Source organism: Ureibacillus manganicus DSM 26584 (assembly GCF_000772945.1).
Lineage (GTDB): Bacteria > Bacillota > Bacilli > Bacillales_A > Planococcaceae > Ureibacillus > Ureibacillus manganicus.
Map to the genome: position 1 here is coordinate 36,042 of NZ_JPVN01000008.1, position 13,581 is coordinate 49,622.

General features: G+C 36.7%; 10 protein-coding genes. 4 read left to right on the top strand and 6 right to left on the bottom strand.

Features of this window, described 5'->3' with window-relative positions:
* Positions 1-13: 13 nt before the first annotated feature.
* Positions 14-2,896 (bottom strand): DUF3427 domain-containing protein, encoded by a 2,883-nt coding sequence (locus CD29_RS07800; protein ID WP_036185044.1) that lies wholly within the window; start codon positions 2,894-2,896, stop codon positions 14-16.
* 23 nt (positions 2,897-2,919) lie between these two features.
* A complete protein-coding gene (locus tag CD29_RS07805) occupies positions 2,920-3,315 on the bottom strand; it encodes a (deoxy)nucleoside triphosphate pyrophosphohydrolase (RefSeq protein ID WP_036185046.1) in 396 nt (131 codons plus the stop codon).
* 242 nt (positions 3,316-3,557) lie between these two features.
* On the opposite strand from CD29_RS07805, the gene CD29_RS07810 reads away from it, so the two are divergent.
* The 4 genes from CD29_RS07810 to CD29_RS07825 all read left to right on the top strand — a co-directional run bounded on the left by CD29_RS07810 (position 3,558) and on the right by CD29_RS07825 (position 8,177).
* Positions 3,558-4,439: a hypothetical protein gene (locus tag CD29_RS07810; protein ID WP_036185049.1), complete on the top strand. Its 882-nt coding sequence runs from the start codon at positions 3,558-3,560 to the stop codon at positions 4,437-4,439.
* Positions 4,440-4,610: 171 nt separating this feature from the next.
* Positions 4,611-5,930, top strand: a complete 1,320-nt coding sequence (locus tag CD29_RS07815; protein WP_036185051.1) for a M20/M25/M40 family metallo-hydrolase — start codon at positions 4,611-4,613, stop codon at positions 5,928-5,930.
* A gap of 81 nt (positions 5,931-6,011) precedes the next feature.
* The gene (locus CD29_RS07820) at positions 6,012-7,250 is read left to right on the top strand and encodes a Zn-dependent hydrolase (protein ID WP_036185054.1); all 1,239 of its coding nucleotides are present in this window, start codon (positions 6,012-6,014) and stop codon (positions 7,248-7,250) included.
* Positions 7,251-7,445: 195 nt separating this feature from the next.
* Positions 7,446-8,177, top strand: a complete 732-nt coding sequence (locus tag CD29_RS07825; protein ID WP_036185057.1) for an IclR family transcriptional regulator — start codon at positions 7,446-7,448, stop codon at positions 8,175-8,177.
* Positions 8,178-8,293: 116 nt separating this feature from the next.
* On the opposite strand, the gene CD29_RS07830 is transcribed toward CD29_RS07825, so the two are convergent.
* From CD29_RS07830 to CD29_RS07845, 4 genes are all read right to left on the bottom strand, one after another.
* Positions 8,294-9,748 carry an amino acid permease gene (locus CD29_RS07830; protein WP_081976189.1) on the bottom strand — a complete coding sequence of 485 codons (1,455 nt, stop codon included), beginning with the start codon at positions 9,746-9,748 and terminating at the stop codon, positions 8,294-8,296.
* Positions 9,749-9,833: 85 nt separating this feature from the next.
* Positions 9,834-11,453, bottom strand: coding sequence for a M20/M25/M40 family metallo-hydrolase (locus tag CD29_RS07835; RefSeq protein WP_036185059.1), 1,620 nt, complete (start codon positions 11,451-11,453; stop codon positions 9,834-9,836).
* A gap of 65 nt (positions 11,454-11,518) precedes the next feature.
* Complete coding sequence (locus CD29_RS07840; protein ID WP_036185062.1) at positions 11,519-12,280, bottom strand: dimethylarginine dimethylaminohydrolase family protein; 762 nt, start codon at positions 12,278-12,280, stop codon at positions 11,519-11,521.
* Between the two features lie 31 nt (positions 12,281-12,311).
* A complete protein-coding gene (locus CD29_RS07845) occupies positions 12,312-13,229 on the bottom strand; it encodes a dimethylarginine dimethylaminohydrolase family protein (protein ID WP_052124069.1) in 918 nt (305 codons plus the stop codon).
* Between the last annotated feature and the right edge of the window lie 352 nt (positions 13,230-13,581).

Here is a 13,581-nt window from a genome sequence, read left to right on the forward strand (position 1 = left end):
CAGTCCCTTTTTTTCATTCCTCAACCAAATAATGATAAACATCATACTGTACAGGTTGATCTAAAACCATATTCATAGTAACAACCTTATGTTCACCATCTTCGTCCACCAATTTTTCATTTTTTGCTGTTTGGCTAGCAACTTTAACTGGGCCAAGATAGTAGAAATCTTTACCTTCACCGTTATGTTTCTTAACAAATAAATGTACTGTAATACCTTTTTCAGCAGAATGAATGATTGGGGAGATATCTTTAGCATCTATTGTGCGTTTTTTTGTTGAGCACCATTGGAATAAGTCATTTGATAAAAACTCATCTAAATATTTAGCAGTAGTATCATCATTTTTGTGATAATTTACAAAGATAGGACAAACATTATCTTTAACTCTTCCCCCGTTAAGCGTACCTTCTTCGTTCTTAGCGTAATTAAGTAGTCTACAAGCATCTTTTCTGGAGTACTTTTCATATAGTGTCATAGCTTTTGTTTTATCATATTTTGCATTTTTGATGTACGCACATTTTATAGTATCCTCGATATATCCTCTGAAATTAGAGTCCCGAAGACTTTCTTGGATTTCCTCATTGAATTGATAATTTCCATTAACTATTTTAACAATTGGTTTCAATCCATACTTTTTAATATCAGTTTGGACGAAGAATTGTAATGAAAGGATTTTTTCGACTGATGTAATTGTATCCTCATCTATATAAGTACCGAAATCTTGAAGGTTTTGAATGTAATCCTCTTTATTAATAGAATCATTATTTAATAACGATTCTATTAATATTATTTCATGAATTCTCTTCCCATTTAAAAACTCTTTGGAAACCATTGTTATTACTGATTGTTCGTAATCAGTAAGTGATGGAATATCCTCATTCATTTTTAATAGAAACTTGTAGTAGTTATCCGCGTATCCAATAATCACTTCTGGATCTAGTGAGTTTTGAGTCATGAAATCATGTAATGTAGGGATTCTACCTAAACGATTTTTGACTTCTGTATAAGCATCTTTTAGAGTCTTTAATGTTGTTAAATTAGTATTATTAATTGCATCAAAGATTCGTTTCTTTGCAATTTCTTCAAAGTTAATAGTAGAAATACCACTAATGTAATCTGTATTTACTGTTCTACGGCGCACGTTATCTTTATTCATTGATTGATCACCTGATAATGCAATTGGGATCAAATAGTTATTTTTATAGTTTCCGATAAAATCGATGATCGTTACATAATCTTTTGAATCGTGTTTACGTAAGCCACGTCCAAGTTGTTGAATGAAAATAATGCTAGATTGTGTTTGACGAAGCATGACAATTTGGTTTAAGAAGGGGATATCAATTCCTTCATTAAATATATCCACAGTTAAAATGTATTGAAGTTCTCCGGTCTCTAGTTGACGGATTGCTTCTTCACGTTCTTCTTGTGAATTATCACCTGTCAAAGCAGTTGTTTTTAATCCTTCATTATTCAAAGCAGTTGAAAGATTTCGTGCTTCATCTTTAGAACTACAAAACATTAAACCTTTAACTCTATCACCAGAATGACCATAGTAGTTTATTTTTTCAATTATATGATGGACCCGTTCATGTGAAACGAGATTTCTTAAATCAGTCGCATCATCAACTAATCGACCGTCTTTCTCATAATCTAGAACTCCAAAGTAATGGAAAGGGCAGAGCATGTCATCTTCTAGTGCTGCTTGAAGACGGATTTCATAGGCAATATTGTAATCAAATAATTCGTAAATATTAAAGCTGTCTGTACGCTCTGGTGTTGCAGTCATCCCAAGTAGGAACTTTGGTGTGAAGTAGTTAATTACTTTTAAGTAAGAATCTGCACCAGCTTTATGAACTTCATCTATTAAAATATAATCAAACTGATCTTTTGCAAATTGCTGAAGATAGTTATCTTTTGAAATAGTTTGGATTGTTGCAAACAAGTATTTTGCATTAAGGTCCTTTGAATTTCCTGAAAGGATACCAAAATCATCTTCATGCCCACCAAGGATTCTTCTGTAGTCCTGCATTGCTTTTTTCAGAATTTGTTCGCGGTGAACGATAAACAGCATTTTTTTCGGTGCGAAGTTGCGAACATCGAATGCAGATAAATAGGTTTTCCCAGTGCCAGTCGCAGAAATAATCAAACCTTTTTCAGCACCAGTAGCACGAAGTTCTTTCAATTGTTCTAAAGCGACAGACTGCATTTTATTTGGCTTAATAGATAAACTTTCCGCTAGGGAATTGGTTAAATACTTTGTATTAAGCTCAAGTGCATTTGAAGAAACAGTGTTCACAAACGGTTGTAATTCATGAACTTGCTTGTAATCAGCAATCCATTCCTCTGTTAGGACAATTCCGTCATTCCAAGCTGTTTCAAATTGATTATTAAAATGTTGGATGATCTCGCCATTTTCTAATGATGTTAAAAATACATTCCACTCATAATTTGCTTTAAGTGCACTATCTGTTAAATTCGAGCTACCTACAATAAGGGAATAATAGTCTTGGTGTTCAAAGATATAACCCTTAGCATGGAAACCCTTTTCACCAGTTAATCTTACTTCAACGTTATCTAACTTCAATAATTCTTTAAACATTTTAGGTTGGTTAAAGTTTAAAAAGGTTGAAGTAAGAATGCGTCCTTTGATGCCTTTTTGTTTTAAATCATAAAGCATTGTTTTTAATGTAGCTAATCCACCTTCAGTAATGAAGGCAACAGAAAAGTGAAACGTCTTACAAGTTTTTAATTCTTGGAGTAATGTCGATAAGACAGATTCATGGTTCTTATTTGTTAGTAATTTTGGTTTAAATGTTGCAGAAACTGGTTTGTTTTGATCAATAAATCCTTTATGTAAGGAATTCTCAATTTTCTGGATCAGTTGCTGTTGATTCATTTGATAACCGCCATTTCCTCTAATTATTTTTCGTTTGCAATTTTCTCTACAGCTGGAATATCAGCAGGGGCAAAGTCCAGTTCACAAATCTCGTCTCGCGATACCCATTTTGTTTCAGCATGTTCTAATGCAATAGGTTGTCCGTCCACAAGTTTTGCCTTATATGTTTCAAGTCGAACAATCACTTTCTCGTACTCATATGTAGTGTCTTCAACTTTCTCTCCAACTTCAATCGAGCAGTTAAATTCTTCTTTAATTTCACGTTGTAGCGCTTGTTCTGGTGTTTCGTCTGCTTCAATTTTACCACCAGGAAACTCCCAATAGTTTGGTAAGGACATTTCTGGGCTGCGCAACGCACAGAAGATTTCATTTTGTTCATTTTCAATAATTGCTCCAACAACGTGGACCGATTTTTTCATTTTGTAATCACCTAAGTTCTATTGTATTTGTAAATGGTTTAAATTAGAAAAAATATAAATTAATATTGTGTATTCAGTTATAATTATACTAGAGGAAATTTATATTATAAGTCTTAAATGTTGAGGTTCATGTTTTTAATGAGAATTATTGAGATATAACGTACTAACCAAACTAGCAACCAAAATATAGTTGCTAGTTTATTTTTTATTCTCAATAATTAGTGGGGAAGGTGGTGTGGGTTTTGGAACGGATTCGACAAGTGAAAGCGGAGCTTGGCAGTTTGCAAATGGATCATATTGGTGAAAAGATCATTAAGAAAAGAGAATATGAATTAATTTCCTTATTTACAAAGGTTCTTGATGCAGATAAGAAGCAGCCAAAAAATGCAGAAGTACGTTACAGATATGCTCATTTTCTTATGCAAAAGAAGCAGTACTTAAATGCGATTCTTTTTTTCAAACAGGCACTGAAGATTAACGAAAATCCTGAATGCACATTTCCAATCAAAGAAGATCAGTTGATGAAAGCCCATCTTTATATTGGTTATTGTGCGGGGCAAATGCTAAAAGAGAGTTTAGTAAAAGCAAACGAATTAAATGTTGAACAAGCGCATATGAACTACTTGAATACAGAGGGCTTATCTCTAGATGAAGTGTTGGATAAGCTGAAAAATCAAACAGAGTTTTATGATGCATATGTTAATGGAGAGAAACGAACGATTAGTTTGGAAGAGTATTTGAAATATAAAGCAGGGCAATATGGGAATGTCATGTTAATAAGCTTTGTTGAGAATAGGGTATTCATTAAAGTGGGGAGCCAGCTTGAAGGAGAGTTACCACTTGGTATGGGCGAGCTACTAAGGACAATTCTTATAAATATAATACAAAAAGGTATCGCAACCTACGATGATATTCGTGAAGACTTCGACCAAGACTGGAGAACCATTACAAGATATATGTCTCGCATCAATTCGAAAGTGCGAGATGATGGAACTGGGTTAAGATTATTAAAGTTAACGCAAGGCACTTTCGAAAATCGTTATCCACAATCACTTGAGTTAGCTGCGGATAACTATATGATTGTTTTTCGACAAAGTGATTTTTATGAAGATGGAATAATTTAAAATAAATTTGGAGCAAATAGTCAACATTTGCTCTTTTTTAGTCCGTAAGTGTGCGCGAAATCGTTGATACTACTGATTTTAGAGGTGAGACAATTGCTGTCTCACCTCTTTTCTATAATTAGAGTATAAGTTCCCAAGTGGAACAAAAAATCGACGAGGAGCGGATTTGAAATGAACAAAATCTCAATGATCGAATTAATGGTGCGTTATGGAATTATGGTAGAGGAAACGATTGATGGCATTCTATGTATTGATTCCAATGTAGACAATCAGCAACATTTTATGAATGTGGTGGAAGTGTTAAAACAACGTAAGATTGATCTCCAAAGTGAAATGATGGAAGAAAAATTTATTGCTATTTTGGAAAGTTTCTTTGAGTCAACGGGGGAAAGTTTATTTCATCCAGAAGAACTAGCCATCCACACAGTAGATATTTATGTGCGTGGATTGGTGATGCAGTTGAATCGTTTAGGCCTTCCAACGACTTATAGCTGTGATGGTCATGGCAACCGCTATGCTCAAATTTATTTTACAACAGTTAGAGAAACAAGAAGTGCTAAGCAACTATTAGAACATATTGGAGTAACGTGCCGAATGGAGAACAGAGGATTGAGAATTTTAGATGACCGTTCTGAACTGCCTAAGATCGCAAGTGTTCTCGCAAAAATTACTGAAAGTGAAGCAAATGATTTAATAGAAGAAAATAGCACTCTAATGTTAGAGAATGAGTACTATCAATTATTAGAAGACTTGCTTTCAATCTATGGTGTAAGTGGGGAAGAAGGAGAGATTCGCCAATACGTTATTGAAACATTAAGCCCACTTGTTGACCACTATGAAGTGGATCATTACGGAAATGTGCTAGCTCAAATAAAGAAGGGCAATGGCCCGACAGTGTTAATCAATGCTCATTTAGATACAGTGTATGATTTTGTAGAAGGCCGTGAGCTATTGAAAAACGGCAACATTTGGTCTTCAAGTGAAGGGGTATTGGGGGCAGATGATCGTGCGGGAGTTTGTGTTGCTTTGGCAGTAGCAAAAACGATTCATAATACGGACTTTAATGGAACTGTGAAATTTGTTTTCACGGTGGAAGAAGAAATTGGGCTGCGCGGTGCGAGTCAAGTAGCGAAGTCATTCCTTTGGGATGTTGACATGGCATTCGTCATTGATCGCCGCGGCACTGGGGATATCGTGACATCTTGCGGTGGCTACCTTCCTTTCTGTTCAGATGAGTTTGCTAGAAAAGTAGGAAGTATCGGTCGAATCGTACATCCAGGGCGTTGGCAAACAGTTGCAGGTGGTAGTAGCGATACACGTATTTGGGCAGAACAGGGCATTAACAGTGTGAATCTATCAGCTGGTTACTATAACGAACATACAAGTGACGAAACACTAGATATTCAAGCGAACTACGGGACATATGAGTTTGTGATGTTACTGGTGGAGAAGAGTCGGAGTTTGATGGGGAGAAATCTTATGCGTAGGTAGGGACCTGTCACTTTCATAACCTTTAAGATGAAAATACTGAATTTTCTTATATAATGGAACTATTATATAGGGGGAGAAATTATGAACTTAGAGCGTTTAGAGAAACTATTCAATACATTCAATTCATATACAGATAGTGGTGAGGGGATAAATAGAATCGCTTATACCAGTATGGAAACATCGGCTAAGCACAGTTTAATGCGCTTATGTATGTCTAAAAATATGACAGTAAGAATGGATGAAATCGGGAATGTTATTGCTAGAAAAGAAGGGAAAAACCCACTACTACCCGCCATTGCAATAGGCTCACATCTGGATTCTGTATATAATGGTGGAAAATATGATGGTTTAGCTGGGGTCATTGCAGGGATTGAAGTAGTTACGATGTTAGAGGAAGAAAATATACTACTTGAGCATCCTCTTGAAATAATTTCGTTTGCTTGTGAGGAATCATCAAGGTTTGGTGTTTCAACAATAGGTAGCAAAGTGATGACAGGTTCGATTAATGCAAATGAATTGAGAAGGCTAAAGGATGCAAACCAAATTTCTTTTGAAAGAGCAATCGAAATCCAGAACTTATCCCTTGAAAATTTAGAATTAGCTCATCGATGGCCAGAGGAATTTAAGGCATTTATTGAATTGCATATTGAACAGGGACCTGTATTAGATTATGAAGGATTGGATATTGGAGTAGTTCAGGCGATTGCAGCTCCTATCAGATTTGAAGTAAACCTTTACGGTCAAGCAGCGCACTCTGGGACAACGCCAATGCATTATAGAAAAGATGCTTTAGTTGGGGCTAGCGAATTAATCCTTAACTTAGAAAGCCTGGCCTTGAAAGAAAGTGTCTATGGAACAGTGGCAACAGTAGGTGTACAAAATGTGAAACCCGGAGGTATGAATATCGTTCCTGGTGAAGTCTTTATGCTTGTGGATATAAGGGGAATCGATATGGATTCAAGAAAACGTGTAGTTGATGGATTGTATGATTCTATTGAGTTATTAAAAAAACGAAGAAATTTAGAGATACAAGTAGAAAAAATATCTGAAGAAAAATCTGTTTTAATGGATTCAACTATCATTGATAAGCTAGCTAGTGTATGTGAAAAACTGGAGTATAAACATATAAAACTAAGTAGTGGTGCAGGGCACGACGCAATGTATATGTCGAAATTAACGCCAACTGGGATGGTATTTGTTCCATCTCATTTAGGGATAAGTCATAATCCAGCTGAGCATACAACAATGGAGCAAATATGGAAAGTTATAAACGTATTAAAAAACTGCGTCATCATGATAGATCGTGAGGAAATTAAATAATAGGGACGGGGGTACAGATACACTGATACAGTGAGTTTAAGGACGAGGGACCTGTACCACTGTTCCTTCTCTCATTATCCATTTCGTATCCGTATACTCCATCGCCCAGGTTGTCCCTCAATTAATGGAAACACCACTTTATGAATATGTTATAATTTCCATAATAATAACAAATTCAGGAAGTGTTGTGACATCATGCAAACAATCGATCGAGCAATGGATATCATCAAAACCCTTGCTGCCAATTCGCAATGGTTATCTATTACTGAACTTTCTAAAGAATGTAACCTCCCAGTGAGTACCATGCATCGCTTGTTAAAATCGTTAGAAACGCACGGGCTTATTCAAAAAAATGAAAAAACAAAAGAGTATAGCCTTGGAACACTATGGCTTGAGTATGGCCTTCAAATGTACGATTCTATTGATTTTACAAGTCATATCCGAGCTGAAATGGAAAAATTGATGCACATCGTTAGTGAGAGCGTCTATTACAGCAAGCCCATGGGAACAGATGCGCTAATCATGGAAAGAATCGATAGCCCTGAAAACCAAATTCGCGTGGTTGATAAAATAGGTCTAAGAGTACCGATGAATATTGGTGCTGCGAATAAAATAATGCTCGCCCATATGAATAAGTCTACAGCAGACGAAATAATCAACGCCCTGATCCCAAAAGAAGAGCAAACACCATTCTATCAAAAACTAGATGAAATAAAAGAAAACGGTTATGGAATTAGCCGTGGTGAACGGACAGAAGGAACGATTTCCGTAGCGGCACCGATTTTTAATCATACTGGTGACATTGAAGGGGCAATTAGTATCGGTTGCGTTAGTTTTAATATGACCGATGAAAAGCTACAATTTCTCATAGAGAATGTCATTGAGAGTGGAAAGCGGATTTCTAAAAATTTAGGTTACAAAGAATAGCTAAAAAAAAATAAAAGAGACCAATGGATGGAGTTCTAGTCCATGGTCTCTTTAACGGTATAAATGAAAGGTGAAGAAGAAGCAAATCCGTGTATGGATTCTCATGAACGATCAAATTATGAATTCACTTTTTCTTGCTCCGTCTCTGTTGTTTTACCTGGCATTTCATTTTCGAATGGATTGAACGGTTCTTTCTTTTTACCATGCTCATGCTTAAAGTAATAGAAAAGGTAACTAACAACTAAGAAGGCAATCCCGATTATTAAACCTAGAATTTGAGTTGGGTCCGTAGCAATGAAAGCAAGTAGCCCTGCACAAATGATAATACATGCAATCGGAAGAACTGGATAAAAACGAATTTTATAAGTTAAATCTTCTAATCTACCGCCAGCTTTAATATATTTTTTTCTAAACATATATTGGGAGAGGGCAATTCCCATCCAAGAAATTGTGACGGAAATCCCTGCAATCGACATTAGGATGACAAACACTGTATCTGCCGCTAGTACACTTGTTAATAATGATAATAGAGAAAATACCATTGTGAAAACTAGTGCATTGAACGGAACCTTACGTTTATCTAATTTGCCAAAGACTTTCGGTGCCATGCCTTCATTTGACATGGACCAAAGTAAGCGCGTAGAAGCATAGATACAAGAGTTTCCAACGGATAATACTGCTGTTAAAATAACAAAGTTCATAATATCTGCTGCATAAGGAATTCCTACTAAATCCATTAATGTTACAAAAGGACTTTCTAATAAGCCAAGCTCACTCGCAGGGAAAATGGCAGATAATATAATAATAGAAGAAAGATAAAAGACAACAATTCGGAACAAGACATTTCGAATCGCACGTGGAATGTCTCTACTCGGATTTTCACTTTCACCCGCAGCAATTCCAATCAATTCAGAACCTTGGTAAGAGAAAATAACATTCATCATCGTAACAAAAATAATGGCAAGACCAGCTGGGAACAGTCCGATGGGTGCTAAATTTTCAAGCATTGGTGCTGGGCGATCTTCAAGTGGGACAATACCGACAGCTGCTGCTATCCCTATAATGATAAATAATATGACCGCAACAACTTTGATGCCTGCAAACCAATATTCGGCTTCACCAAAGGCTCTCGTTGTAAGGGCATTGATGCCAAATAATAGGGCAATAAAAAGTGCACACCATATCCAAATCGATACATCCGGGAACCAGCGTTGCATCAAAATCCCAGCAGCAGTAAACTCGACGCCGGCTGTTGTGGCCGATCCCACGAAATACATCCAACCGAGAGAGAACCCCGCAGAAGGGCTGATGAACCTGCTTGCATAGGTTTGGAATGAACCAGAAACAGGCATGTAAACGGCAAGTTCCCCTAAACAGACCATTACCATATACAAAATAAGACCACCAAAAATATAGCCGATTAATGCACCTCCAGGACCAGCCTGGTTAATGGTATACCCTGCGTTTAAAAATAAGCCAGTACCAATTACTCCTCCAAGAGATAACATAAATAAGTGACGACTTTTCATCGCGCGGTTTAACTGATTTGCTTGATTTTCCATTTTCACCATCCACTTCACACCTTTCATATTAAAATAATTAGGAAACACCGATTAACTCATTAATTCTAATATTCTGAAGGTCTATGTTGCATTTTTACTTCGCCACTTTGCTAGCGAACAGACTTTTAATTACACGTTCAATCAACATTGGTGTTTGAACGAAAGCACTTTCGATTGAAACCCGTTCTGTACTTTGGTGTGCATCCTTGCCAAAAGGCCCTATGTTTAAAACAGGCGTCTGAAGTTCACTCATCTCTTGGAAGGGGATATTGTACACAGCTCCCCAAGTCGGCGTGTTTTGTTCAAAGGTTGTCCATCCGTCTGATTCATCTTGATAATTCACATAACTTAAATCGCAAAGCCCATTAAAGTAATGGATTTGATTCACTTGCATACCAAACTCTTTTGATGCCGAGTCTGTCACTAATTGCACGGTTTCTTCTATAAGTGGATCATCAGAAGAATTCACAGCAGGATAGTAAGGGGGTGCAAACAATAATATAATTGCCGGTGCAAGTTCATTGCATCGAATGAGTAAATGATCTGCAGCGCGTAGAGACTTTTCCCTTTCATCCCATTCATCATTTGTTAGTACTTCATTGAGTATTTTTTCAACTTGATTCTTACCTAATTTCTTTTCTGCATAAGAAAGTAGTTCCTGATAGCGCATGACACGTACTTCACCAATTGGCTGAATCTGCTCACGAGCACAGATTGTTTTATAGGCTTCATTGCATTTTTTTGCTGCTTCCAATGCGACTTGTTCAAACAAATTCATAATATCTTGGGCCGTTCGTTTCATCAAAAAGACGTTATAAAGTGCGACTGCACGGTAAGGTGTTTGGGTTGAATATTGTAATTTTAAATCTTTTTGTTGCAAGGAAACGGGAAGGGGAGTACTCTCGCCACGGTCACTTTCACAGAAGACAGAGTTCCATTCCATACTTTGTGTTAAAAATGAAGCGATGTAGTTAGCTGTGATGCCTGCTAAAGGTTCGCCGACATGTGTTTCTTTTCCGTAAAAGAGCGCAGCTGGCATGATTTTCCCAATCGTTCCGCTATAAATATAGTAGTTTTCATCGCCTGGTTTTTGAGTGAAAGATGGCTCACCATTTAAAAATAACTTATAGGATATACTAAATTGGTTACGCAAGGATACTAATACCTTTACAGCAGCACGCATACCAGAGGAATTTACTTCTTCATCTGGCACTGTGACGAGTATTAAGTTGATCGGCCAGTTTTGCGCAATCGCTTTCTCAATCATAGACATATGCAGCACTAGTCCCATTTTCATATCCATTGTGCCTCGGCCAAATAAATAGTTCCCCGATTCCAAATCAACCCGTGCCTCTTGCTTTAAATCTTTCGAACGATTGAATAGTTCTTTCGTCAACTGTTCTGGATGAAAGGCTAAATGCTCTAAATCTCCATATTCTTCTGTTTGAACGGTATCAAAATGACTAATTAACACAATCGTGTCTGTTGCATTCGGATGCTTGTAGAGAGCAGTTACCAAACTTCTTCCGGCATCAGCCTCGTGAAGTGATAAATAATCAGGATGTTTCAAGAAATAATCATTTTCTAGTAACTTTTGTTTAAGTTTAAGAGGGAATTGTCGTTCTCCTTCTGTATGTGTACGGCTGTCCCAACTTACGACCTCACACAATAAGGAACGTAGCTGTTGGGGAGTATTCCATTGTAAATTGTTCAAAGGGCTCACCTAGTTTCTTTCATCATTTTGTCTATTTGAACATTTAAATTTGAGAATGAATGTGACTAAAATCGCAGAGATAAACAGCTTAATCCACCATCTTGTTTTTGGAACTCGGACATTTCAAGCTCGATTGTTTGGTAACCTGCTTCTACAATTTTTTGCTTTGTTTCATCGTATCCCTTTGGAAGGATCACATAGTCATTCACACGGATACAGTTAGCGGAGTATTCATTATCTTTAGAAACGATGATTTTGTCGTACCCTGAAAACTCTGGATGGTCGACAAATTCGCCAGCAACAACAATAGTATTATTGCCAAGATAGGCAATGCCTGTTTTTAAATGGAAAAACTCTTTTAGTTGAATGATTGTTGCATCAAATCCTTTAGATTCTAGAATCTCTTTCAACTGGCGAGCACCTTCTTCATTCGTACGGGCAGAGATCCCAATGTAAAAGTGATTGTCAATTTGTAGAATATCACCACCATCAAGTGTCCCAGGGGATTGGATATAATAAAAGTCTTCATAAAAGTCTTTTAGTACTTGTTCGATTTCTACGATTTCTTTAATTCTAGAATCTGCACCTGGGTTAGTAATAACAGCAAATTCTGAAGTGAGGACCGCTGTATCTTCAACAAAAGTGGAATCTGGAAATTCTTCACTCGCTTGTAAATGAGTGACCTCAACATCACATTGTTTCAATGCTTCTACATATGCGGCATGTTGAACGAGCAACTTTTCATAATCTGGTCTCCCTAAATTGGAAGTAGTTAACCCATTAATATAGCTTTTTCCTGGCGTTTTAACGATTGAATTTTTAAACATAATATCTTCCTTTCTAGTTAACTGAAATTCATCAATCTTGTTGAGAAGTCGTTTCCTTTTCTACACGAACAACAGGGGATGTTAAACATGTAGGCCCACCTGTACCTAAATAGCTGATTTCATATCCTTTGTATTCATAAACAGTTGCACCTGCATCTACCAGTTGCTTCTTAGTCCGATCGTTCCCAGCAACCATCACACAAACGCGCGGCGCTAAAGCAAGAACGTTACAACCTAGAGTTAAATATTCCTCATCTGGAACCTCGATTAATTTAATCCCACGTTTTATTAATAGCTGTCTAAAGAACACGGGCATTAAACGGGAATGAACAACTGCTAAATCATGGTCCACCATGCTGATAAATGACATGAGGTGAAGGCATTCATGTTCTCCCTGATCATGAGGAAGTTGTACAACAATGAATTCTTCGACGATCTCTTTTGTCATCTCTCTTAACTGGTCAATAGCTTCTAAGTTTGTCCGATAACCTAAACCAACACAAAGCGTTTTGTCGTCTAACCAAACTAAATCCCCACCATCACAGACCGCATCTCCCGTTAATTCACCTATAATGGGAATGCCTTTTTCTCTTAAATATTCTTTGTATACTTGGGCTTCTGGTTGCCGAAGCTCTTTTCCAGACTTTAGGATAATTGCTCCTTGCCTTGTGAATTTGACCGGATCATGGGCGTAAATTGAATCCAACCCCACTTGATTTGATTGCGGAAGAAAGTCAATTTCAGGAACATGTTTTTCCAGGATGGATAGAAACTCAGCATATTCTTTAAGGCTCTCATCAAATTTAGGCTCATCAATATAATTGAACCTTTTCCAGTTCTCATTTAAGTGCTCTTGGCTAATAAAAGCATCTTTTGGATGTTTAATAATCACTCTTTGTAATGAATTCACCATTGAAGAACTATATGTCGCATTTGTAGAAATTAGCATGAAAAGCACCTTCCTTTTTTCATTATGTGGAAATGCATTTTATTAAATGGAAAATATAATGCAAATTTATCACTCTCTTAAAATAGTGTCAATTTAATTTTCTCAATATTTCGTAAATTATAATTAGAATATAAATAGTTGTTATTTAACGATAATTTCTAGTTTATAAAATGCCTCTATTAAGTTATAAAAAAGACTCTTATAAAATATTAAGCTGCTAGCAAATCTCAGAACATTAATTACGAATAATGTTTAAGAGGGGATCAGAAGAAGTTGTTGATGGAGGATAACATCTTGTCTTCAAGTGAAGGGGTATTGGGGGCAGATGACCGAGCAGGAGTTTGAGTCGCTT

Coding starts and splice junctions, on each gene's coding strand:
- CD29_RS07830 (WP_081976189.1), bottom strand. CDS start 9,748: ATGGTGAAAATGGAAAATCAAGCAAATCAGTTAAACCGCGCGATGAAA.
- CD29_RS07845 (WP_052124069.1), bottom strand. CDS start 13,229: ATGCTAATTTCTACAAATGCGACATATAGTTCTTCAATGGTGAATTCA.
- CD29_RS07825 (WP_036185057.1), top strand. CDS start 7,446: ATGCAAACAATCGATCGAGCAATGGATATCATCAAAACCCTTGCTGCC.
- CD29_RS07805 (WP_036185046.1), bottom strand. CDS start 3,315: ATGAAAAAATCGGTCCACGTTGTTGGAGCAATTATTGAAAATGAACAA.
- CD29_RS07820 (WP_036185054.1), top strand. CDS start 6,012: ATGAACTTAGAGCGTTTAGAGAAACTATTCAATACATTCAATTCATAT.
- CD29_RS07815 (WP_036185051.1), top strand. CDS start 4,611: ATGAACAAAATCTCAATGATCGAATTAATGGTGCGTTATGGAATTATG.
- CD29_RS07800 (WP_036185044.1), bottom strand. CDS start 2,896: ATGAATCAACAGCAACTGATCCAGAAAATTGAGAATTCCTTACATAAA.
- CD29_RS07840 (WP_036185062.1), bottom strand. CDS start 12,280: ATGTTTAAAAATTCAATCGTTAAAACGCCAGGAAAAAGCTATATTAAT.